The sequence below is a fragment of the Pseudomonas sp. GW821-FHT07F05 genome (genome assembly GCF_059418765.1).
The window spans coordinates 1-23,242 of sequence record NZ_JBWKQL010000002.1 but is presented as its reverse complement, the minus strand read 5'-3'; the positions used below and the strand labels follow the sequence as shown (position 1 = coordinate 23,242).

Below are 23,242 nucleotides of genomic sequence, written 5' to 3'. Positions count from 1 at the left end.
CGCACACGTCGGCTTACTTACCCTCCTTCATCGCCAATTGCTTCCAGTCCTCGGGATTAAGCACCCCTCGGATAACCGGCCGACTGCGCTTATCCAGCGATATAAATACTGCACTATCATATTCGCTGTTATCGGCGTGGGGATAGCCCTGCTCTTTTTCTATCTGGCCGATGCAACCGCTGTGGGTCACCACCACCAGATTACGGTCGTTTGCCTTGTGCGCCATGACCTGGCCGAGGTTCATCTTCTCGCAGTCAAACAGCCAGTCCTGGGACGCAACCGGATGACCGAACAAGGCTGCGGCGGTTTGCTCCGTGCGCGTGGACGGGCTGGCGATGACATCGGTCTGGCCCAGCCCCAGTTGGCTTAATGATCGTCCCACCTCGGCAGACACCTGGTTGCCGTTGCGGGTGATCCCGTCGTCTGGCCCGAGGCATTCCTTGTCAGAGCGGTCGCAGCGCTCGCCGTGGCGCACCAGCACAACCACCTCGCCTTTCTTCCAGCTCGCATAAAGCCCCGCCCTGTTCATGTTCTCACCGCTGGCGAGGGCAATCGGCGAACGCGGCCAATAGGTGTAACCCGTCAACAGCAGGAGCGACACGCCGATGGCCGCAGCGCTCAGCATCACTCTAACTGTGTGACGGTTTCGAGGTAACTTGCCCGCCCTGAGTGCAAGCAGGACATTGGAATGATCGCGCATCGTGTTACTCCGACTATGAGCCCATCGGCAGATGGAAGTCTGTGTCCTTGAATGGGAGCAAGCGTAAACAGCGATGCATGATCGTTTGGTTAACGGCAGGTGAAAAAAACAGTGGCATTAAGAAGGCATTCATTCCGGGCAGATAGTTAAAACTTCACGCTTACACGCGCGCTTCAACTAACGAATTACACATTCCTCAAATCTGAATAGAGTTTTCACATTCCCTTCACTGCCGCTTGACCTGCATGTGTCTATGTTCCACCAGCGGCCGGCAATGGCCGGGCAAAGTTAATAATCACGCTTATCGGGACATTTCGACGTGCGAAGCGAACGATCACGATTTTATGCCTGGAACCTGGGTTTACCGATCGCCATTGCACTGGCGATATTCGTGGTCTTCGACCTCACGTCCCTGGACGAGATGATCAGCAACTGGCTGTACTACCCCAATCACGAGTTTCCCTACGGCCACAACCGCCTGTTCGAAAACCTGACCCACCGCTGGCCGCGGATCATTCCCGACCTCACCGGGGAAGCCGCGATCATTGGCTCAATCCTGTCGTTTATCTGGCCACTGTTCAAACCCGGGCGGCACGACCGGCTGATCAGGTCGCTGGAGACATTGCGCATCGCCCCGGTGCTGCGCTTCACGGCTCGCCACCGGCGGGACTTCCTGTACATCGTCGTGTCGTTTGCAATCATCACCGGGATGATCCATTTCTTCAAAAGCCACACCAGCATCTACTGCCCCGTGGAAACCACGCTGTACGGCGGGACCATGGAGAAAAGGGAGTGGTTCGAGAATTTCAGCCTGTTCCATGAAGCTGGCGCCGGTCGCTGCTGGCCGGGTGGGCATGCTTCCGGCGGCTTCACCATGGTCGCGCTGTACTTCGTCGCGCGGCGTCATCAGTGGCGCCACGCCCGGGCGATACTTTACGCATCGATGGTTCTGGGAGTGATCTACGGCACCACGCGCGTCCTGCAGGGCTGGCACTTCATGTCGCACACGTTCTGGGCCGGGGTGATTGTGTGGATCGGTGCGCTGCTCACCGCCCTCGCCTTCTATGGCTGGCGACGGCTCGCCCCTGTGCCCGTCGACGAGGTCAGGCCCGCGCTACGGAAGCGGCCGGTGCCTGGCCCCAATCAGGTCACTGATCTGTAAGTGTGGCATGAGCGCGTCAGCCAGCCAGGCGTCGATCCAGCCGCGCATCAGCGTCGCGGGCATTGGCTCGGCGATCCCGAACCCCTGGACGACCTCACAACCAAGCTGCAACAGGCGTGAGGCCTGGGCGGGGCTGTTGACGCCCTCGGCGATGACTTCGCGACCGAACGCACTGGCCAGGCCCAGTATCGCCTGCAGGATCGAGATATCACCGGGGGCGTCGAGCATGCCGTGAATGAACGTCTGGTCGATCTTCAGTTGCGCCACCGGCAAGCGCTTCAAGTAGCTAAGGGATGAATACCCTGTACCGAAATCGTCCAGGGCAAATCTCACGCCCAGTTGTTCGCAGGCACGCAGCGTGCGCGAGACCCCTTCGACGTCTTCCAGCGCGCTGGTTTCGAGGATCTCGATCATCAGCATTTCCGGCCCGACATCAGGGTGAGCCGCAAGCCGTTCGGTCAGGTTGGCCACGAAATCAGGGTGTTGAAGTTGCCGTGCCCCAACGTTGATGCTCACGGCCAGACGCAGCCCCTCCCGCTGCCAGCACTCGATCTGGCTCAAGGCACTTTCGAGCACCCACTCCCCGACCACTTCCGCCAGTGAGCTGCTTTCGATCAGCGGCAGAAAACTGCCCGGCAACAGCAGTCCACGCTCCGGATGCTTCCAACGCAGCAAGGCTTCCGCACCGACGACCGCGCCCGTGCGCAGGTTGACCTTGGGCTGAAAATACAGGCGCAGTTCCTCCTCGCGAATGGCCTGATCGATACGGTCCAGTCGCGCGTTGTGCCCACGCATCTCCTGGTCATGCTGCGCATCGAACACGCGGAAGCGATTCTTGCCCTCGAGTTTCGCCTGATACATCGCCTGATCGGCCTGGCGCAGCAACTGATCGGCGCTGATCTCGTTGTCCTGCGGGTAGTAACTGACGCCGATGCTCGCCGAGAGCGTCAGGTTCAGCGCGCCCACCTGCACCATTTCACTGGCGGCCGCCAGCAGTCGCTCAAGCATCGGCGCGCTGTCGCAGACTTGATCGAGATCAACAACCAGCGCCACAAACTCATCTCCGCCCAGGCGTGCCAGCGTGCAGGCATCGCTTAGCGCCTGCTGCATGCGTCGCGACACGCTGGACAGCACCCGATCACCCACGTCATGCCCGTGCAGATCGTTGATCGCCTTGAAGCCGTCAAGGTCCAGGTAGCCCAGCGCCAGCCGGGTGCCGTTGCTCAAAGCATCGGCCATCGCCTGCTGCATGCGCGAGGCCAGCAGGACGCGGTTCGGCAAATGGGTCAGCGGGTCGTAATGGGCCACGTATTCCAGCTGACGCTGATAGCTGTGCAGTTCGGTGACGTCGGTGAACAGCGACACATAATGCTGAGTGACGCCACGGGCATCGACGATGGCGGTAATGGTCTGCCGCGCGGCGTACTCCGATCCGTCACGTCGACGGTTCCACAAGTCGCCCTGCCAGTAACGCTCCGAGAGCAGGCTGTGCCAGAGGCTGACGTACTGCGCACGCGGCGTCCTGCCGGAGGCGAGGAAGCGCGGGTTCTCGCCCATCGACTCCTCGCGTCCATAGCCGGTGATGGTAGTGAAAGCGTCGTTGACTTCGATGATCGCACCGGCCGGGTCGGTGATCATGATGCCTTCCCGCGCGTGGGTGAACACGCTGGCGGCGAGGTTGAGTCGCTGCTCGATCTGGCGGCGCGCGGTGAGGTCGGTGAGGGTCACCCGAATGCCACTTGACTCGCCGCCGGGGCGCGCGCAGTTCAGCCGCGCCTGCCAGTGCGTACCGTCGGTGCGCTCCAGGCTCAGATCGCACTCTTGCGCCTGGCCGGTGCGACAGACCCGGGCGAATACCTGCTGCCAATGGTCGCGGTCCCGGCTGACGACACGGCCGGCAAAACGGCGCTGCAGCAGGCGATGACGCGGGTAGGTCAACAGTGTCTCGCCGGTGCGGTTGACGGCTTCAATGACCCCTTGCGGGGTCAGCGTCAGGTAGCCCACCGGCGCGTTCTCATACAAATCCAGATAGAGATCGCGCGAGGCTTCCAGAGCGGATTGCGCAGCGCGCAGTTCCTCGTTCTGAGTCTGCAATTCAACCTGATGCAATTGCAGGTCAAGCAGCAGCCGGGCGTTGTCATCCAGGTCGTCGAGCGGGTCGGCGGGTTGGGCGATATGGGGCGCAGAGGGCGGCGTCTTCATGGTCCTCCCGCGCCTCAGGTCTGCGAACGTTCAGGCTGCATCGCCAGCAGAATCAGGTGCGGACGCGTGCCGTCCCCTACCACCCGACGGGCATTCAGGGTGATCGCCCGCGGCCCTGAGCCGGTCAGCTCATGCTCCACGACGAAACCGTCGAAGCTGGTGTCACTTTCCAGAATCGTGCCGAGCTTTTGCCGCAGCGCCGGGATATCCCACTGTCGGTTGTTGAGTTCGAAGAGCTTGCGGCCGGTGGTCAACGGCTCGGTCGTCGGGAAGGTGCGGTAATAGGAACGACTGGCGGACACGACGCAGAGGTTTTCATCCAGCACCAGCAACGGCTCGATCACCGTGTCGACGATGGCCTCCGCCAGTTCCCGCGCAGCCTGCACAGCCTTCTGGTTAGCGATGCGGCTGTTGATGTCGTGAAAGGTCATCACCACGCCGTCGATGACGTTGTCCAGCGTGCGGTACGGTGCCAGCCGCGCCAGGAACCAGTTGCCCGAGACAGTGCACAGCTCGATCTCTTGCGGGATCAGCATGTCGAGCACCTCCTGTGCGGGGACCAGCAGGTCCAGGGAGTGAATGTACGAAGAGATATCGGCCAGTGGCCGCCCCACATCCTTGGGAATCAGGCGGTAGATCTTCACGGCATCGCGCGTGAAGCGGCGAATAATCAGCTTTGTATCAAGAAATATAGTCCCGATATTGATGCTGTCGAGGAGGTTCTTCATGTCGTTTTGCATGTCGCCGAGCTGCTCGATTTTCGCCTGCAGCTCGGCATTCACGGTGACCAGTTCCTCATTGACCGATTGCAGTTCTTCACGGGAGGTTTCCAGCTCCTCGTTGGATGACTGCAGCTCTTCATTGGTCGATTGCATCTCTTCGTTGGCCGCGCCCAGCTCCTCGTTCAGGTGCTGCAATTCATCGATGGTCGCCTGCAGGTTCTCCCGCGTGTAAGCCAGGTCGTGCTCCAGCAGCCTGACCCGTTCGGGCGCCAGATGTGCGGCCGTGGCGGGCAATGCGTCCGGCGGGATATCTACGCCGCTGGCCGGTTCCTGGAACGTGATCAGCAGCAATTGCTCGCCCTGAGCCGTGTTGCCCATCCGACGCACGCTGAGGCTGACCCAGCGCGTCGCGCCATCGCTGCTGACCTGCAACGGCTGGGTCGAGGTCGGTTCGGCGCTGAGGGCGGCACGTTGCACCGCACCGCGCAGGTCCAGCTGCAGGCCTTCGCGGGCCATTTCGACCACGTTGAGGCTGGCCTGCCCCGGCGCCGGACGCAAGTAGCGTCCCGTGTCGCCGTGGACATACAGAATGTTGCCGGTCAGATCGGTGACCACCGAGGCAGGGCCGAAGTCCTGCAGCAGCGCCCGGCGGGTCAGTTCGGCAATGTTGGTTTCCTTGGTCATGGTCGCAGGGCGGTCCGCAGGTCGGCTGATGGGTTTGGGCAGCCACGACAGCGTGCTGTCCATCGGCATGGATTTGGGGGTTCGGGTCTTCACGGCCCGGTAGAATTTCCATTTGCGCTGCAACGGCGTGAACAGTGTGGCATGCCCGCCGATGCTCTCGGAGGGCGACAGAAACAGCACGCCGTCAGGCTTGAGCGCGTAGTGAAAGGTCGGAATCAGGCGGTTCTGCAGCGCATGCCCCAGGTAGATCATCAGGTTGCGGCAGCACAACAGATCGATGCGGGTGAAGGGCGGATCCTTGATCACGTTCTGCACCGCGAAGACGATCATCTCGCGGATTTCCTTCTTCACCCGGTAGCCGCCTTCAACGGGGCTGAAATAACGCTCCAGGCGTTCGGCGCTGACGTCACTGGCGATGGTCTGCGGATAAAAACCGGCGCGGGCGGTACTGATGGCGTCGGCGTCCAGGTCGGTGGCGAACACCTGAATGCCCGGCACCACACCGGCGGCCTGCCCCTGCGCGTGCAGCAGTTCATGCAGAACAATGGCCACCGAGTAAGCCTCCTCGCCGCTGGCGCAACCGGCGATCCACACTCGCAGCGGCTCATTGGGAGCCTTGGCGTCGATCATCGGCTGGAGGATCTGCCGTTGCATGACCGTGAACGCAGCAGGGTCACGAAAGAACTGAGTGACGTTGATCAGCAACTCGTTGAACAGCGACTTGCACTCCTCTGCCGAGTTCTTCAGCAGCCGCAGGTAATCATCCTCACCAGCGAGGTGCATGATCTGCAGACGCCGCTCGATCCGCCGGGCGATGGTGCTCTTTTTATACTGCGTGAAATCATGGCCGGTCATGCTGCGCAGGTGCAGAAGAATCTGCTGCATGGCGTCCCCCTGCCTGATCGACGGTGCAGGACCGTCCGGGTCCCTGGCGCCGGTGAGTACCCCAGGCATTTGCTCGACGCTCAGGACATGACTGGCGTTGCCCGCCTGAATCGCGCTGTTGGGCATGCCGCTGTAGGTCGCCTCTTCCGGCCATTGCACCAGGGTCCGGCCGCCATGGTCGAGGATTGCCCGGCAGCCGGCAGTGCCGTCTGACCCGGTCCCGGACAGAATCACGCCGACTGCCCTCGCCCCGTGATGCTCGGCCATCGACGCGAAGCAGGCGTCGATGGGCAGATGGTGGCCGCGCACCCCTTCGTAGCGGGTCAGGACCAATGCGTCGGCCGTGACGCTCAGGGCGTATTGCGGCGGGATCACGTACAGGGTGTCGGGGTCGAGGGTCGCGCCATGGGTGGCCTCGACGACCGTCATGCGGGTCGAACGGGCGAGGATTTCGGTCAGCAGGCTGGGCGTGGTCGGCGCAAGATGCTGGATGACCAGAAAGCTCATCCCGGAGTCGCTTGGCATCAATCGCAGGAAGCGCTGCAACACTTCCAGGCCGCCCGCTGACGCGCCAAGCCCGACGAGCAGGCGGCCTTGCGGGCGGTTGTGCAGCGCGGTGTCGGGCACGGGACGCCTCCATGTGTCGAATGGACGGGGATGATGCCCGCTGCCAGCCCACCCGGCAATGGCGGATATGCCACCATCGCCCGCCGGACACGCGATAGGCCAGACAGGCGAACGCATTGATGTCACACTGGCGCCCGCCCAGACCCTGATAGCTCAGTGCCATATTAGTGCAGCACGGGTCACGGCGTGGCGCCTGATTGCCGTTCATCCAGAAGCGGAAATCTCTTCCTGCGTCCCCAGTCCATCCTTTCTCTGAACCACTGCGTCGAGACGTCACCCATGAAGTCGGACACCGTACAAATTGCCCCCCTGGATTTTCTCCTGGGCGGCGGCGAAATGGGGCAGCTGATCCGGGACTTCGACTGGGCGTCGACATCGTTGGGCGAGCCGGCGGGCTGGCCGCAGTCCCTGCGCTCGGCCATCAGCATCTGCCTGCATTCGAGTTTCCCGACGGCTATCTATTGGGGCGAGGATTTCTGCCTGCTGTACAACGACGCCTGGGCGCCGATTCCGGCGGATCGCCATCCGGCCGTGCTGGGGCGCCCGGCGCGGGAAGTCTGGTCGGCCATCTGGGACGTCGTCGGCCCGCAGTTCGAGGCGGCCTACCGGGACGCCCAAGGTTTTTCGACGTTCGACCAACTGTTGATGATGGAACGCGGCGGGCGGGCGCAGGAAAGCTGGTGGAACTACAGCCTCACGCCCATTCGCGGCGAAAACGGCCGTATCGCGGGCATCCTCAATCAGGGCCACGAGGTGACTGACCGTATTCTGGCCGAGCGTCGCCGGGCGCAAGAACTCGTCCGCCAGCGCAAGATGTTCGAGCAGGCGCCCGGCTTCATCACCGTGCTCAACGGCCCCGAGCACCGCTTTGAATTCGTCAACCAGTCCTACACCCGGCTGTTCGGCGAGCGCGACTACGTGGGCAAGACCATTTACGAAGCGTTCCCGGAGCTGGTCGGCCAAGGGTTTTACGAGTGGCTGGATGCGGTCTACAGCACCGGCGAGCGGCTGGTGCAGCAACGCACCCCGATCCAGCTCAGTCATCCCGACGCCCCGTGCGAAGTGCGTTATCTGGATTTCATCTACGAACCGCTGCTCGATGAGACCGGTCAGGTCACCGGTATCTTTTGTGAAGGCTACGACGTGACCGAGGCGCATATCTCCCGAGCCGCGCTGGAGGCCAGCGAAGCGGCGTTGCGCGAGGAAACCCGGACCCTGGAAACGCTGAACCGGGTCAATACCGAGCTGGCCCTGGAGCTGGACCTCAAACGCCTGGTGCAGACCGTGACCGATGCCGGCCGCGAGATGACGGGCGCGGAGATCGGCGGGTATTTCCACAATGCCACCAGCGGTCATTTTGACCTCTTCACGCTGTCGGGCGCTCAGTCGTCCGAACTGGCGCACTTGCCAGGGCCCCGGGCCTGTCCGGTGTTCGCACCGGCGTTCCTCACCGAGGGCGTGATGCGCTCTGACGACATCCTGCCGGACCCACGCTATGGCGGCATCACGCCGCATTTTGGCTTGCCGGCCGGCCATGCGCCGGTGCGCAGCTACCTGGCAGTCTCGGTGGTGTCGCGCTCGGGTGACGTGCTGGGCGGGCTGTTCTACGGCCACACCGAGCCCGCTCAATTTACCCCGCGCCACGAAAACCTGATGTCGGCCCTGGCCGCTCAGGCCGCCATTGCGATCGACAACGCGACGCTGTTCCAGCAGGTGCAGAGCGCCAACGAAACCCTTGAACAGCGGGTGCAGGCTCGTTCCCAGGAATTGTCCGAAGCCCATTCGGCCCTGCGCCAGGCGCACAAGATGGAAGCCATCGGGCAGCTCACCGGCGGCATCGCCCACGACTTCAACAACCTGCTCGCCGGCATCATCGGCAGCCTGGAAATGATCGAGCGGCGCATCGCCAACGGCCGGGTCGACGGCCTGGATCGCTACGTCAATGCCGCCCACGATTCGGCCAATCGCGCCGCCACCCTCACCCAGCGGCTGCTGGCGTTCTCCCGTCGCCAGACCCTCGACCCCAAGCCCACCGACGTCAATCGGCTGGTGGCGGGCATGGGTCAGCTCATCGCGTCCACCATCGGCCCGTCCATCAGCATCAGCACCATTGCCAGCGGCGACCTGTGGCTCAGCAAGATCGACGCGCCGCAGCTGGAAAGCGCGCTGGTCAATCTGACGCTCAATGCCCGCGACGCCATGCCCAACGGCGGCGTACTCACCGTGCAGACCCGCAACGTCTCCGCTGACCACGTCGCGGGGATCGCGGCGCAGCTGCCCCCAGGCGACTTCGTTGAACTCAGCGTGAGCGACAGCGGTACCGGCATCGCACCGGAGATCCTCGACAGGATTTTCGACCCGTTCTTCACCACCAAACCCATCGGCCAGGGCACAGGCCTGGGGTTGTCGATGATTCACGGTTTTGTGCACCAGTCCGGCGGCACCATTCAGGCGCGCTCCACCCACGGCGCAGGCACGACGATCTCGATGTACTTGCCGCGCCATCTGGGCGACCGCGAACAAGCGACTGCCCGCTGCCCGTCGCAGCCCCACAGCCGTGGCGAAAGCGTGCTGGTCATCGACGACGAGCCCCACGTGCGCATGCTGATGTGCGACGCCCTGCGCGAACGCGGTTATCAGGTCAGCGAAGCCATGGACGGGCCATCAGGCTTGCAGATGCTGCGGTCGATGGCATCGATTGATCTGCTGGTGACGGACGTTGGCCTGCCCGGCGGTATGAATGGCCGACAGGTCGCCGACGCCGCCCGCGCCCTGCTGCCCTCACTGGATGTGCTGTTCGTCACCGGTTACGCGCAAAACTCGGCGGTGGGCGGCGATCAACTGGAAACCGGCATGGCCGTATTGCTCAAGCCCTTTGGCATGAACGTCTTCGCGCAAAAGGTCGGCGAGATGCTCCAGGCTGGCGCTCTCGCTCACGACTGATCGGTCAGGTTTTTTCGCCCTCTCACGGAACTCACAGGCCCGGCATGCCCCTAAGCACGACGTCAGCGAACCGGCACAACGCCAGTTCCACGAGAGGTTTAGGTTTCCATGTCTTCCAGCACCCCATCCGCCGCCATAGGCCAACCAGACGAGCAGCGCACTTCGCCGCGTCGTCTGATCTTCATCTCGGTCCTTGTCGCCACCATGGGCGCACTCGCTTTCGGTTACGACACGGGCATCATCGCGGGCGCTCTGCCCTTCATGACCTTGCCGCTCGATCAGGGCGGTCTTGGCCTGAACCCCGTCAGCGAAGGGCTGATCACCGCATCACTGATCGTCGGCGCTGCCTTCGGCTCGCTGGCCAGCGGTTACCTGTCCGACCGTTTTGGCCGCCGCGTGACCCTGCGCATGCTGTCGCTGTTGTTCATCGTCGGCGCCCTCGGTACAGCCACTGCGCCGTCGGTGCCGTTCATGGTCGCCGCGCGCTTTCTGCTGGGCATCGCCGTTGGCGGTGGTTCGGCCACGGTGCCGGTGTTCATCGCCGAAATCGCCGGGCCTTCCCGTCGCGCGCGACTGGTCAGCCGCAACGAGCTGATGATCGTCAGCGGCCAGTTGCTGGCCTACGTGCTGAGCGCCGTGCTCGCCGCGCTGCTGCACACCCCCGGCATCTGGCGCTACATGCTGGCGATCGCTATGGTCCCGGGCGTTTTGCTGCTGATCGGTACGTTCTTCGTGCCGCCGTCGCCGCGCTGGCTGGCCTCGAAAGGTCGTTTCGATGAAGCGCAGCAGGTGCTCGAACAACTGCGCGACACCAAAGACGCCGCCAAGCGCGAAGTCGAGGAAATGAAAACCCAGGAGAAAGAAGCCCACAAGCGCGTTGCCGCTCGCGAGTTGCTGCGTCAGCCGTGGGTGTTGAAGCTGTTGCTGATCGGTGTCGGGCTGGGCTTTACCGCGCAGTTCACCGGCGTCAACGCGTTCATGTACTACACGCCCATCATCCTCAAACACACCGGCATGGGCACCAACGCTGCACTGACCGCGACCATCGGCAACGGCATCGTCTCGGTCATCGCGACCTTGCTTGGAATCTGGGCCATCGGCCGTTACGGGCGTCGTCACCTGCTGATGACCGGTCTGGTCATCGTGATCATGATGCAGGCGGCGCTGGGTTGCGTGCTGATGTTCATGCCGCAGAATCTGACCCAGAGCTATGCCGCGCTGGCGTGCATTCTGGTGTTCCTCCTGTTCATGCAGATGTGCATCTCGCCGGTGTACTGGCTGCTGATGTCCGAGCTGTTCCCGATGCAGGTCCGTGGCTTGCTGACCGGCACGGCGGTGTCGATGCAGTGGCTGTTCAACGCGACCGTCGCGTTCCTGTTCCCGATCGCGGTGGACACCCTCGGCAACCCGACCTTCTTCGTGTTTGCGGCGATCAACATCGGCTCGCTGATTTTCGTGTTCCTGTGCCTGCCGGAAACCAAGGGCAAGTCCCTGGAGCAGATCGAGAAGCACATGAAGAAGGAGCTTTAAGACGAGGTTTCGAGTCCCGGGCCTTGCGTCCGGGACATTAAGACCGAAGGGCTTATACCGCGCACGTTCAGCCAAGCAATTCGGTGATCCAGCGCACTTGCTGCTCGGTGTCGCGAAGCTTGTCTTCCGTCACCGCCTGCCGCGCACGTTGCAAGTTGGCCAACGTGCGCTGCCTGTAACGCAGCAGGCGCCGCCACTTTTCGAGAAACGCCGGGCTGCGCGCCGCCATCAACAACGGGCCGAAGTACAGCGCTTCAGGGCTGTACACCACCGGCCCGCTGCGTTCGGCGACGATGATTTCGTAGTCGAAGCGGTTCTCCCGCAGCACGTCCTCGTGGACGATGCGATAACCGTTGTCCATCAACCACCGACGCAGTTCAGGCTCGCCGCCGTTGGGCTGCAGAATCAGTTGTTCCTTTCCATTCAGACGCGATTTACCGGCCTCGAAGATGTCGCGAATCGTCTCGCCGCCCATGCCGCAGAGGCTGATCGCGGTAATGCCGTCCTCCGCTTCAATCGCCGCCAGGCCATCGGCCAGACGCACGCGGATATGCTCCTCGAAACCGTTCTCGCGCACCGTACGTTCGGCCGCCCTGAACGGCGTCGCCGCCACCTCCCCCGCCACAGCCATCGCAATGAGCCCACGGCGCATCAACGCCACCGGCAGGTAGGCGTGATCAGAACCGATGTCGGCCAGTCGCGCGTCGGCCGGCACCAGCGCCGCCACGCGCTCCAGGCGCCTGGACAATGTGTGTTCGTTCAACCTTGCCGCCCCTATTCTCGCCACCGCCCGGCACGACCTGCCGAAACGGGGCGTGAGTCTGTCGGGCTGTGGCGCGGATTTCAACTGCGTTGAGTTGTGGCCGGCGGCTTTAACATCGGGTGCTAAGGCAGCTTGGCGATGACCTTTATCTCGAAATCAAAGCCATACAGCCAGGTCACGCCGACGGCCGTGATGGTCGGGTGCGGCGCTTCGCCCCAGAACTCCGGCACCACTTCCCAGGCCTTTTCGAAGGTCGACTGCGGATCGACCATGAACACGGTGACGTCAATCACGTCATCGAAAGTGCAGCCGGCGGCATTGAGAATGGCGTTGAGATTGGTGAACGCCAAGCGGACCTGGGCGCGCAGATCGGGTTCGGGCGAGCCATCTTCGCGGCTGCCCACTTGTCCCGAGACAAACAGCAAGCCGGCGGATTTGATCGCCGGCGAGTAGCGATTGCGCTCGTACAACGCGTGGCGGCCGGGCGGGAATACAACGTCACGAACAGTCATGGGTCTTCTCCTTCAGCGGAGCGGGATGCTCCGTGGTTTCGATGGGCAGACTGTAGGGCGGCGGATTTGCTGGATAAACCAGCAGCCTTGATCAAGACTGTTTGCATTTCCCAAACAATCAGGTGGCGCGATGGACCGTTTCGACGCGATGCAGGCGTTCGTTCGAGTGGTGGAAACCGGCAGTTTCACCAAGGCCGCCGGCACGTTGCACATGAGCAAGACCACGGTCACCCAATTGGTGCAACAGCTTGAAGCGCGGCTGCGGGTCAAGCTGCTCAACCGCACCACGCGCAAGGTCAACGTCACGGCCGACGGCGCGGTGTTCTACGAACGTGCGCTGCGCGTGCTGGTGGATCTGGATGACGCGGAAACCGGTCTGTCCGCTGCCTCCGCCTCGCCCCGAGGGCGTTTGCGTGTCGACGTGCCCAGCCCGTTCGCACGCATGGTGCTGATCCCGGCACTGCCAGACTTCAACGCGCGCTACCCCGACATCCAGATCGACCTGGGCGTGAGCGACCGGATGATCGACCTCATCGGCGAGAACGTTGACTGCGTGGTGCGCGGCGGCGAGCTGACCGACCAATCGCTGATGGCGCGGCACATCACCGACCTGAAGCTGGGCGTCTACGCGGCGCCGACCTACCTGCAGCGCGCAGGCAAGCCGGCTCATCCCCGTGACCTCGAAGACCCGCAGCACCGCATCGTCGGTTACCGCTGGGCGCGCACCGGGCAGCTATTCCCGATGGTGCTGCAGCGGGACGGCGAGAGGGTTCAGGTGCAGAGCCGCTACTTGCTCTCGGTGGACGACGGCAACGCCTACCTCGCGGCAGGCCTCGCCGGCATGGGCGCCCTCTGGCTGCCGCAGTACATGGCCCAGCCGTCGGTGCTCAGCGGTGAACTACTGGCGCTGTTCGAGGACTGGCAGCTGGAATCAATGCCGATGTACGTGGCCTTCCCGCCCAACCGGCACATCAGCATCAAGCTGCGGGTGTTCATCGACTGGGTTGTGGAGTTGATGGGCGACGGGTACAAAAGCCGATCTTCCGCAACGGTTGTACAAGGAGCGACGCGCAATGGATGAAGTGATCAGCTACCGACAAGCCACGGTCGAGGACGTGGCGGCGATCTGCGAACTGGGGCAGTTGCTCAACGCCATTCACCACGCTGAGCGTCCCGATATTTACACGGATGAAACCCTGGATTACACCCGCGATGCCCCTCACTGGATGAGCTTTCTGAACAACCCGGAGCAGGTGATTTTCCTCGCATTCGTCGGGGATCAGCCGGCGGGATTTGTCAGCGCGGGGATGTTTTCGGCAGGTGGGCCGTTGATGCAGCCGATGGAATTCGCGCGGATTGGCTCGGTGTGCGTGGCCCAGATTTTTTGGGGAAAAGGCTTGGGCCGTGGGTTGATTGAGCACGTGAAAGCATGGGCGCTGGAACGCGGTGCCCAGGATATTCGGCTGACGGTGTGGGGCTTCAACACCCACGCGCGGCGGCTGTATGAAGAGCTCGGGTTTGAGACACGGGCTTATGAAATGGGGATGCGGTTGATGTGACTGCCGTTCATCGCACCTGACAGAGACCTTGTAGACGACCGGTCAGTTTTGGCTTAAGGTGCTGCGCATTATGAAGAAACCCAACCTGGAAATGCGCCAACACATCATCGACGTCGCCAAGTCGCTGATGACCCACAAGGGCTACACCGCCGTGGGCCTGGCTGAAGTAGTAAGCGCGGCGGGCGTGCCCAAAGGCTCGTTTTACTATTACTTCAAATCGAAAGAAGAGTTCGGCGCCGCGTTGCTCGATGAGTACTTCTCCGAGTACCTCGGCCGTGTCGACACCGTCATGACGCGATCAGGCACCGGCGTCGAAAAGCTGCTGGCCTACTTCGATTACTGGATCGAGACCCAGGGCACCGATCACCCGGAAGGCAAATGCCTGGTGGTCAAGCTGGGCCCGGAAGTCTGCGACCTGTCCGAGGACATGCGCAGGGTGCTGGAGGCCGGGACGGCGAAGATCATCCAGCGCATCACCACCTGCGTGGACATGGGCCTGGCAGACGGCAGCCTGCACATCGAAGAAGGCAGCGAAGCCTTCGCCGAAACCCTCTATCAACTGTGGCTGGGCGCTTCCCTTCTGGTGAAAGTGAACAAGTCCACCACGCCCTTCGACACGGCCATGAGCCTGACCCAACGCCTGCTTCGGTAGCAGGCGCTTTTTTTTCAAAGATTGGTAGACGACCGGTCAAATATGCGAGTAATTCTCAATGATTGATATCAGTAATAGCACCGACTTGTTTTCTCCCGTGCACATGGGCGCCATCGAAATGGCCAACCGCATTGTCATGGCCCCCGTCACCCGCAGCCGATACGAAGAAGACGGCGTGCCCGGTGAACTGCACGCCACCTATTACGCCCAGCGTGCCACCGCCGGATTGATCGTGGCCGAAGCCACCAACATCTCGGCCCAGGGACGCGGCTATGCGGCGACGCCCGGGATCTGGAGCGAAGCGCAGGTCGCCGGCTGGCGCAAAGTCACCGACGCCGTGCACGCGGCCGGCGGCAAGATCGTCAGCCAGCTCTGGCATGTGGGGCGGTTCTCAAGCGTCGACCTGCAGCCCAACGGCGAAGCCCCGGTCGCGCCGTCCGCGATTCAGGCCGAGGGCAACACGTACACGGCCAACGGCTTCGTCCCGGTGTCGATGCCCCGGGCGCTGGAAACCGACGAAATCCCCGGCATTATCGAGCAGTACAAACTCGCTGCCGAGAACGCCAAGCGCGCAGGATTTGACGGTGTTGAGGTTCACTCGGCCAACAGCTACCTGCTCGACCAGTTCCTGCGCGACTCCACCAACCAGCGCACCGACCAGTACGGTGGCTCGATTGAAAACCGTGCCCGGCTGACGCTGGAAGTTACCCAGGCCATCGTCGACATCTGGGGCAACGATCGCGTGGGCATTCGCCTGTCGCCGGTCACGCCGGATGCCGGTAACACGCCGCCGGACAGCAACGTGATGGCGTTGCACGGTTACCTGATTCAGCAGTTGAATCGCTTCAATCTGGCGTACCTGCACTTTGTCGAAGGCGCGACCGCCACCTCCCGTGAAGTGCCGGAAGGCGTCGACATGGACGCCCTGAGTGCGCAGTTCAACGGCCCGTTCATTGGCAACAACAACTACGACCTGGACATGGCCGTCCAGCGCCGCGCCCAAGGCAAGATCGACGCCGTCGCGTTCGGCCGCCTATTCATCTCCAACCCGGACCTGGTTGCGCGTCTGCGCCATGGCGCCGAACTCACCATCGCCCCGCGCGAAAGCTATTACGGCGGCGGCGCCAAGGGCTACACCGACTGGCCGCTGGGCACTTACTAACAGCGCTGGCAACCGCACCGCGTTCAAGCACCGCATTCAATAACGGCTAAACGGCAAGGCTTTCCCAGGACGGCCGACGCTGCCCGCACGCCTTGAATTTGAGGAAACATGAAGATGAATTATCTGGACAAGAAAACCGCCATCGTCACCGGCGCGTCATCAGGGATCGGCGCCGCGACGGCTAGAGCTTTGTCGGCTGAAGGAGTGAACGTCGTGGCCGCTGCGCTGGATGAGAAAGGCCTCGCAACCCTTGTCAGTGAACTCCGCTCGGCCGGTTACGAGGCGTCCAGCTTCGTCACCGACGTGACCGACGCTGAACAAACCCGCGCCCTCGCGCAGTTCGCCAAAGACACCTACGGCTCGGTCGACATCCTCGTCAACAACGCTGGCCTGATGCTGTTCTCCCACTGGGTCGATCTCGTGACCCAGGACTGGAACGCCATGATCGACGTCAACATCAAGGGCTACCTGAACACCATTGCCGCCGCCCTGCCCTTCATGCTCGAACAGAAATCCGGACAGATCCTCAACATGGATTCGGTGGCCGGCCACCAGGTCGGCCCCGGCGCCGGCGTCTACAGCGCAACCAAATTCTTCGTGCAGGCCATGACCGAATCCATGCGCAAAGAACTGGGCGTGCACCACGGCATCCGCGTCAACACCGTCAGCCCCGGCGTGATCAACACCGGCTGGGCAGACAAAGTCACCGACCCCGCCGGGCGCAAAGCCGCACAAGCGCTCAACGAAATCGCCATCGCGCCGGAAGACATCAGCCGTGCCGTGATCTACGCGCTGAATCAGCCGGCCAACGTCACCGTCAACGACCTGATCATTTCACCCACCCGACAGGACTGGTGATTGCGCAGCTGTTGGTCATTGAGGCTATCGCCTTCCTAACTCAAACCCTGGAGTTATAAACATGAGCAAGAACATCAAAGCCGTTCCCACCCACGACTACAACGCCGTCATCGACACCGCCAGCCGCTACGTTGATGGGCTGCGTGAAGGCAGTGTTACGACGATCAAACAGGCCTTTCATGAAGAGGCGGTGATGTACGGTTTCACCAACGGCCAATTGCTGGGCGGGCCGATCAGCAACTTGTATGACTTTGTTGAAAGCAACAGTAAGGCGGCGGACATCACGACCCGGCTGGATGTGTTGGCAATTACGCCCACTACGGCTGTGGTGCGGGTGGATATGGAGAAGGACGCGATTGGCGCGGATTACAACGACTACCTGACGTTGATCAAGATCGATGGGGACTGGAAGGTGATTGCTAAGGTTTATCACCAGTTTGAGGGGTAGGTTTTACAGCGAGGTTTTTTATGGGCGCAGGTCTCGGGTTTTGGCTTCGGGGCCTGCCTGCCGGGTTATAGCGGCTGGGTATTGAGCGTTTTTTGAGTCGTAGCGTTGCTTATTTTTGGAGTAAGACGTGATGGTTTTAGTGGAGTACAGCGCTGGTTTGCCGTGCAGTACGGATCAGGCGTGGAAGGTGCTTCGGGACTTTGGCGGGATCGCGGCATGGCATCCGGCGATTGTGAAGAGTGGCATCGAGGGTGAAGTTGGGATTTTACGGGTGGGTGCGGTCAGGCGGCTGGCGCTTGCGGACGGTGCGGTGTTGCGGGAGCGGTTGATTGAGTTTGATGATGGGGTTAGGGCGTTGGCTTATGTGTTTGAGGAGTCGCCGTTGCCGGTGGATGGGTATCGGGCGCAGGTTCGCGTGGATGAGGTTGCGGATTTGGCGGATCGGTGTGTGGTGCGATGGAGCGCGCGGTTTGAGGTGCGGGAGGCTGGGACGGAGGGGGCATTTGAGGAGTTCGTCAGGGGGTTGATTGTGCAGGGGCATGAGGGGTTGGAGGGGGTGGTTCGGGGTTGATGGTGGGCGTTCGGGAGTGAATTGGGTGGATGGGCAAGCCGGAACGCGATCAAGGCAAGGCGCGCCGGCTTCCGACGCCCATTGGGGAGCGAGTGTGACTGGCCAGGCAGACTCCTGACTAATGGCGCAGGGAAGCAAGCCATTTGAAAAGCCTGCCCAGCCACCAGCGGCTGCGTGCTTCGCGTACTTCATCAATCAGCATGAACGTGTAAGGCGTGAGCGCGCTCTTTTCTCTCTTGCGCAGTGTGCGTAACCCCCTGATACGGTCGCGAGCGTGGATCAGCATGCAAACGGTGGCAAACAGGAAAAATCAGAATGATCAAAATGCCCGTGGTGAACGGAGTGACTGATTTAATCACTGCGCCTGCGGCCAAGGTCCCAACACCGGCAATCAACCCTTCCGCTCCCGCGGATGTGGAAGATACGGAAAATGAAACCCTGTTATCGGATACGTCGAACGCGAACCCTCGAGAAGGCGTTAGATAAAGGCCAACATACAGCGTCGCGATGAAACCCAATAACAACCCGGCGATTATGCGTCCCTGAGTGGGAGATCCTCCCAAGTCATCAGTGACCACGGTGTAACTGACCCACGCGGGGGCAAGGGCCAAGAGAAAAATCACCAAAGTGAAGTAACTCAGGGCGAATGTCGTATAACGCTCACACCAATATCTCATGTACAGCGTATAACCTGAGAGCAAGAAAAACAGCAGCCCATACACCCATCCGTCTGTGGCTGAGCGCAAGAGACCAACGGCACCCAAGCCAATGGCAACTATGAAAAGCGTCCGTGTAAGCGCGTTGACCGTTCGCGCATCAGGATCGTAGATAGTGGACATTTAGACGCTAGCTCCTTGCATGCGGTACCGGTGGGTGTACCTATCGCACATCGCGCGGCGGGTTAATCTTCCCATACCCACTCTAACGATTTTTTCTTCGATGCGGATACACAGAACCATCATGACCAGCGGCCTATGAATGAGGCAGCACGCCGTGCGCGTATCCTCTCCACCTCCATGAACGTGTAGCTCACCCGCTCCTTGATTTCCTGCTCTTTCAAACTGCGAAGAGACGAAATACTGACCCGATGATAAAAGAGCATGAACAGTGAGATTGCGAAAAAGATACAGGCAAGCAATAAAGCGGGAGAGTCGTAGGAATGGACCATAGGGTAGAGCACGGTCGACAGCGCAGCCCCTATTCCGCCCTGCAAGGACTGGTTCTGGAACGGAGGCGCGGTCACCTCGACCCGATTTCCCCGGGCAACCAGTACGGTCGGTCGACTTCTCCACCTGTCCAGCGCCAGGTAAATGACGAATGCGATGAGCAGTGGAATGCATGCCAATGAGAGTGATGTGACGGGTCCTAATTTCAACTGTTTATAGGCTGCGATCAATACCAGAAGAAATGTAAAACCTGGCGCAAAGCCGAGATTCAGAAAAAGTCTGAGATTGGCATACCGGGTGAATTTTTCGGTGCGGTAGGCGCAATCGAAGCACCACCAACTCAGCCACACCTCCGCCGCGCACATTGGGAAAAATAAAAGGCTGGGCAAAATACCTACGGAAAACACCGCTTGGATCGTGAACAAGAGCCAGGTGCTGAAGATGATGGAAATGAAGCGGTGTGGATCTGTGTCAAACATCAGCTATTCCCTGCTGCTTATTTGAGCGTCATTAGTCGGACGATACACTCACTGAGAAAGAGCCGAAGCCGGCACCTCAAGCCTGCGGTCTACTGCTGAAGCCGCTAGAGGGCTAGCACGACGCCTCCCGCCCGTCCTTTCTGCCTACCACGTAGCAATTCTCGGATCGCGTGTTCAAGATGTAAAAGGACTGCCCCAGAAACGCCAAGGATATGTTTCTCCGGCCGTGATGGTCGCCCACAAAAGGTTTCTCAAGGGCATAGTCAGTTTAGTCGCAGAGGACGTATCGAGTTTCGTTAGCAGCCTACTGATCAATGCATCAGATTCCTGATTCATTCAGGTCTCTAGATTGTCGGGCGGATACGGCGGGCTTGCGTGGCTGGAGGATGGCCCGGATGCAGCCCTTGGAATGACGACGTCAGCTAGGGCGCACTTCGACTTATACACGACTTACCATCAATTCCACCATATATTCGAGCAGGCTCGAAAAACTATCAAATTCTTCATATACGTTATCAAACGCTTGCTTATCTCTAACTTGGTAGCGTCCCTCAGCAAGGTCTAAAACGTAAGCGTCCTGATCGCTGTCTCCAAACAAAACATATTGATCCATCCATTCAAGTTATCGCGATAACTTATTCATTTCGATGAAGGCCAGAGAGTATCCATTACCGCCGACAAGTTTTTTTGGTTTTGTTGAATAGAGAAAAACCCCTTCAACTACTAGACCATTAAATCTTTTTAGAATCTCAAGGTAATCACTCGGAGGGCTGAACCCCAGCTCTATCTCGCTAGACCTGACAAACGACTTGATTTCATGCTCGTGCGCACCTTCATTAAAGAAAAATCCGTCCACCTCATACGTCTTTTTTACATATGCTATCTTTTCTTCCAAGTTTTCCATGCAAACCTCTAGAGTAAGGGCGGAGGGTAGACATCAAGATCAATGATTGGCCAGTCCAACGTTTGACTATCACCGGGCTTCATGCTGCGGGTCACGGTGTTTTGGTAATTAGTAATAACTTTATGATAGGGATCGTTCTTAATGAATGTCAGGTTATTAAAGCTATTTGTCCCACCGTCATCCAGAGGTAGATCATGGTGGACTTGCCAGTCACGGCTAGGCAGTTTGCCCTGTTGCATTCGCGAAATACCAGAGTCATGAATGCCGGCGTTTTTCAGTTGCTGGATATTCTCAGGATTCTCAGACAGTGATTTTAAATAATCGGGGCGCACCTTGCGATCAAACACATTCCTCAATTCTCTGGTTTCGGCGGGCGGACGTTTAGTGTAGACAATTTCCTCAGTGCGGACACCTGGAAGCCCGACAGCAATAGGGCGAGCATCATAGAAAAGGAAGCTATTAAAGAACACCACACCTGCTTTAACTTACAAAGCTAATTAAATGACCATACTCGGCCAACACTTTTCTATACTTACTAACATTAACACCTTGAAGTAGCATAGAATTTTCGATGTCCAATCTTTCAGCTACTACCTTTATTGAAAAGTCTAGGCCAAGCCCTTTCTTAACCCCCAAAACTTCAGATGACTTAGCCTTGACTTTGGAAATAGACACAATATCTCCTATATCCGGATCATAGTCAGAATCCTCTCCTTCAATAACATTCTCGACCAAGCTTTCCATAGAGTGATATATTTCAGCATCGCCAATAAACGGATCGCCAGAATCTATAAAATAGAACTCACTCGAACCGACTTTTGGAATCAGGATCAAACCTCCTCCAGAGTCATCTCCTACTAGAACATGATCAGGAAAATTCATATTTATCTGGTAAGTTTCGTTACGCTCTGCTATGTGCCCAGTTGAATATATCAGCACACGGTCATTAAGCATTGCGCCATCGTGAACCTTCCAAAACTCAACGAGCCAACCACTCTTATCAATATTCAACTGACCACAAGCGACGGTAATATTATCGTCTGAAGCAGGCGGATTCGTTTCAGTATACGCAATCACTCGAAGGCTCCTAATGAGTCAAAATATTTATACGACCTGCTTGCAACTTTATTCGCGGCATCAGGACTTACTCCCGCGTCCAACAGCTCCCTGTATGCTACTCCAAATTCATTTTTGATTGACCCTCCAAACCCACCAGCTCTGCGCCTAACTGCTTGGAGCGCCGATACAGTAGCATGTGACTCTCCTGATGAGCTTTTCAACAAAATCGCCGGAGCCTTATTAGTACTGTAACCAGCTATATTCTTTTTCGCCCAGGCATCCTGAATAAAGTGGTGAGATTGAACTCGCTGATCATCAAATACATTTTTGTGACCGCTTGCGCGGTTGACGCCTGGCGACAAATTACCATGAGTGTCTACGTCCCCGGTCTTGTATCCGCCGGGGCGATTGCATACCCAGCCCCAAGGACCAACCCACCCATTAGTATTCGGAGCGTAAGCATAAAGATTATCCCCACCCAACAACCCAATCAGATCCTGGGTAATAAACCGTCCCACCTCCGGGTCGTAGTATCGGAAAGTGTTGTAGTGCAGCCCCGTTTCGTCGTCAAAGTACTGGCCTTGGAAACGCAGTTTCTGCTCAACCTCACTCACGACTAATGATTCAACTTCACCCCAGGCTTTGTACGTCGCCTGCCGGACGATCTGGCCGTCGACATCCGTCATCTCGAGCGGCGTGCCAATCTGGTCGGCATGGAAGTAGTAAAGCGTCTGCTCTGCCTCACCTTCGCTCTGGTCAACCCGGGCAAGTGGCGCATAGCTTCCTGGCTCGTAGATATAGAGGCTGCTCTGCCAAGGCGTTTCCTCACGCAGCATCCGCAGGCCTTGCCAGAGAAAGTGCTTGTGCTCAGTCTGGCCATCAATCTCGGACGTCTTGCCAACCCGACGACCCAAGCTGTCTTACCGGTAGGTACCGACGCTGTGCACTTGGCTATTAACCATCGTCTCCGCACGCACGAGCCGGTTTTCGCAGTCGTAGGTGAACGTCTGCAGCTTGGATAAGCCCGACCGCTTCTCGATCAGGTTGCCCCAGGCATCATAGGTATATTCCTGATCACGCCATTGCTTGATGCGGTTGTCTTTGACCTGATCGAATTGGCTGGTATTGAAGTTCAGCCGGTGGCCGCAGCGTCGTATCGAAACTCCTCGCTATCAACCAAGCGGCCCGTGTCACGGCTATGAAGCTGACCATTAGCTTCGTATTCGTACTTGATCTCTCCGCGCAGTTTATCGAGCGTGCGGGTCAGTTCGCCTGCCGGATCGTATTCATATCGCCGATGAATCAGGTTGTACGCATGATCTACTAGCAACGAGGTGTTGATGCCTGGGTTCTGGATCTGCGACAGCTTTTCAGCCGGGATGGTTGATGCCAACTACCAGCTCTTACGTCCCATCGCGTCGTAACCAAAACAACTGGTCAGTTTGCATTGCGTGCGGTAAACCTCGCGATGCAGATCATCTCGCTCCATGTCGCTGATGAGCAAACCGTCGAGGTTCAGTTGGTGCAGGTGCCCGCTGCCGTAGTACAGGTGATTGAGATGTTGGCCAGTCGGCAAGGTCAGCGTGGTCAGGTTGCTCAGCGGATCGTATTCGTAGGCCAGCGCGCCTTGGGATGTGGTTTCCTTAACCAAACA

At 59.5% G+C, this 23,242-nt stretch carries 21 protein-coding genes and 1 pseudogene; 10 read left to right on the top strand and 12 right to left on the bottom strand.

Translation table 11 applies throughout. The annotated features are described in order from the left end of the window. Positions 1 to 13: 13 nt before the first annotated feature. Positions 14 to 700, bottom strand: a complete 687-nt coding sequence (gene pmrG / locus AC07RO_RS04335) for a lipopolysaccharide core heptose(II)-phosphate phosphatase PmrG (RefSeq protein WP_495085361.1) — start codon at positions 698 to 700, stop codon at positions 14 to 16. A 319-nt stretch (positions 701 to 1,019) separates the two neighbouring features. On the opposite strand from pmrG, the gene AC07RO_RS04330 reads away from it, so the two are divergent. After that, positions 1,020 to 1,862 carry a phosphatase PAP2 family protein gene (locus tag AC07RO_RS04330; RefSeq protein ID WP_495085360.1) on the top strand — a complete coding sequence of 281 codons (843 nt, stop codon included), beginning with the start codon at positions 1,020 to 1,022 and terminating at the stop codon, positions 1,860 to 1,862. Here AC07RO_RS04330 and AC07RO_RS04325 read toward each other — a convergent pair. Further along, positions 1,815 to 4,064 carry a putative bifunctional diguanylate cyclase/phosphodiesterase gene (locus tag AC07RO_RS04325; protein WP_495085359.1) on the bottom strand — a complete coding sequence of 750 codons (2,250 nt, stop codon included), beginning with the start codon at positions 4,062 to 4,064 and terminating at the stop codon, positions 1,815 to 1,817. The two genes, AC07RO_RS04330 and AC07RO_RS04325, sit on opposite strands and share 48 nt — an antisense overlap. Positions 4,065 to 4,078: 14 nt before the next feature. Then, positions 4,079 to 6,982, bottom strand: a complete 2,904-nt coding sequence (locus tag AC07RO_RS04320; RefSeq protein ID WP_495085358.1) for a chemotaxis protein CheB — start codon at positions 6,980 to 6,982, stop codon at positions 4,079 to 4,081. A gap of 279 nt (positions 6,983 to 7,261) precedes the next feature. Here AC07RO_RS04320 and AC07RO_RS04315 point away from each other — a divergent pair, with 279 nt between their 5' ends. Together AC07RO_RS04315 and AC07RO_RS04310 are read left to right on the top strand one after the other, a co-directional pair. After that, the gene (locus tag AC07RO_RS04315) at positions 7,262 to 9,925 is read left to right on the top strand and encodes an ATP-binding protein (protein WP_495085357.1); all 2,664 of its coding nucleotides are present in this window, start codon (positions 7,262 to 7,264) and stop codon (positions 9,923 to 9,925) included. Positions 9,926 to 10,033: 108 nt separating this feature from the next. Then, a complete protein-coding gene (locus AC07RO_RS04310; RefSeq protein WP_495085356.1) occupies positions 10,034 to 11,455 on the top strand; it encodes a sugar porter family MFS transporter in 1,422 nt (473 codons plus the stop codon). A 67-nt stretch (positions 11,456 to 11,522) separates the two neighbouring features. On the opposite strand, the gene AC07RO_RS04305 is transcribed toward AC07RO_RS04310, so the two are convergent. Further along, positions 11,523 to 12,218, bottom strand: a complete 696-nt coding sequence (locus AC07RO_RS04305; RefSeq protein ID WP_495085355.1) for a tRNA (adenine(22)-N(1))-methyltransferase — start codon at positions 12,216 to 12,218, stop codon at positions 11,523 to 11,525. A 122-nt stretch (positions 12,219 to 12,340) separates the two neighbouring features. Then, positions 12,341 to 12,730 (bottom strand): RidA family protein, encoded by a 390-nt coding sequence (locus AC07RO_RS04300; protein ID WP_108119461.1) that lies wholly within the window; start codon positions 12,728 to 12,730, stop codon positions 12,341 to 12,343. A gap of 130 nt (positions 12,731 to 12,860) precedes the next feature. On the opposite strand from AC07RO_RS04300, the gene AC07RO_RS04295 reads away from it, so the two are divergent. From AC07RO_RS04295 to AC07RO_RS04265, 7 genes are all read left to right on the top strand, one after another. Continuing rightward, the gene (locus tag AC07RO_RS04295) at positions 12,861 to 13,811 is read left to right on the top strand and encodes a LysR family transcriptional regulator (RefSeq protein WP_495085354.1); all 951 of its coding nucleotides are present in this window, start codon (positions 12,861 to 12,863) and stop codon (positions 13,809 to 13,811) included. Next, positions 13,804 to 14,289, top strand: coding sequence for a GNAT family N-acetyltransferase (locus AC07RO_RS04290; protein WP_423573733.1), 486 nt, complete (start codon positions 13,804 to 13,806; stop codon positions 14,287 to 14,289). The genes AC07RO_RS04295 and AC07RO_RS04290 overlap by 8 nt, the downstream gene beginning before the upstream one ends. A gap of 70 nt (positions 14,290 to 14,359) precedes the next feature. Then, complete coding sequence (locus tag AC07RO_RS04285; protein ID WP_495007997.1) at positions 14,360 to 14,941, top strand: TetR/AcrR family transcriptional regulator; 582 nt, start codon at positions 14,360 to 14,362, stop codon at positions 14,939 to 14,941. A 58-nt stretch (positions 14,942 to 14,999) separates the two neighbouring features. Then, a complete protein-coding gene (locus AC07RO_RS04280; protein ID WP_495085353.1) occupies positions 15,000 to 16,103 on the top strand; it encodes an alkene reductase in 1,104 nt (367 codons plus the stop codon). A 114-nt stretch (positions 16,104 to 16,217) separates the two neighbouring features. Further along, positions 16,218 to 16,961, top strand: coding sequence for an SDR family oxidoreductase (locus AC07RO_RS04275; RefSeq protein ID WP_495085352.1), 744 nt, complete (start codon positions 16,218 to 16,220; stop codon positions 16,959 to 16,961). A gap of 61 nt (positions 16,962 to 17,022) precedes the next feature. Beyond that, positions 17,023 to 17,409, top strand: coding sequence for a nuclear transport factor 2 family protein (locus AC07RO_RS04270; RefSeq protein ID WP_495085351.1), 387 nt, complete (start codon positions 17,023 to 17,025; stop codon positions 17,407 to 17,409). Positions 17,410 to 17,539: 130 nt separating this feature from the next. Then, on the top strand, positions 17,540 to 17,980 hold the full coding sequence (locus AC07RO_RS04265; RefSeq protein WP_495085731.1) for an SRPBCC family protein: 441 nt from the start codon (positions 17,540 to 17,542) through the stop codon (positions 17,978 to 17,980). A 191-nt stretch (positions 17,981 to 18,171) separates the two neighbouring features. On the opposite strand, the gene AC07RO_RS04260 is transcribed toward AC07RO_RS04265, so the two are convergent. The 7 genes and pseudogenes from AC07RO_RS04260 to AC07RO_RS04230 form a co-directional block, all read right to left on the bottom strand. Next, entirely contained in the window at positions 18,172 to 18,819 is a 648-nt protein-coding gene (locus AC07RO_RS04260) for a hypothetical protein (protein WP_495085350.1), read from the bottom strand. A 119-nt stretch (positions 18,820 to 18,938) separates the two neighbouring features. Further along, positions 18,939 to 19,625 (bottom strand): hypothetical protein, encoded by a 687-nt coding sequence (locus AC07RO_RS04255; protein WP_495085349.1) that lies wholly within the window; start codon positions 19,623 to 19,625, stop codon positions 18,939 to 18,941. Positions 19,626 to 20,064: 439 nt separating this feature from the next. Further along, the gene (locus AC07RO_RS04250; protein ID WP_495085348.1) at positions 20,065 to 20,238 is read right to left on the bottom strand and encodes a hypothetical protein; all 174 of its coding nucleotides are present in this window, start codon (positions 20,236 to 20,238) and stop codon (positions 20,065 to 20,067) included. Between the two features lie 9 nt (positions 20,239 to 20,247). Then, complete coding sequence (locus AC07RO_RS04245) at positions 20,248 to 20,529, bottom strand: hypothetical protein (RefSeq protein ID WP_495085347.1); 282 nt, start codon at positions 20,527 to 20,529, stop codon at positions 20,248 to 20,250. A gap of 8 nt (positions 20,530 to 20,537) precedes the next feature. Beyond that, positions 20,538 to 20,999, bottom strand: coding sequence for a hypothetical protein (locus AC07RO_RS04240; protein WP_495085346.1), 462 nt, complete (start codon positions 20,997 to 20,999; stop codon positions 20,538 to 20,540). A gap of 10 nt (positions 21,000 to 21,009) precedes the next feature. Then, complete coding sequence (locus tag AC07RO_RS04235) at positions 21,010 to 21,606, bottom strand: SMI1/KNR4 family protein (RefSeq protein WP_495085345.1); 597 nt, start codon at positions 21,604 to 21,606, stop codon at positions 21,010 to 21,012. Continuing rightward, positions 21,603 to 23,242, bottom strand: a pseudogene (locus tag AC07RO_RS04230) (RHS repeat-associated core domain-containing protein); the annotation flags it as partial. The pseudogene AC07RO_RS04230 and the gene AC07RO_RS04235, both read right to left, overlap by 4 nt.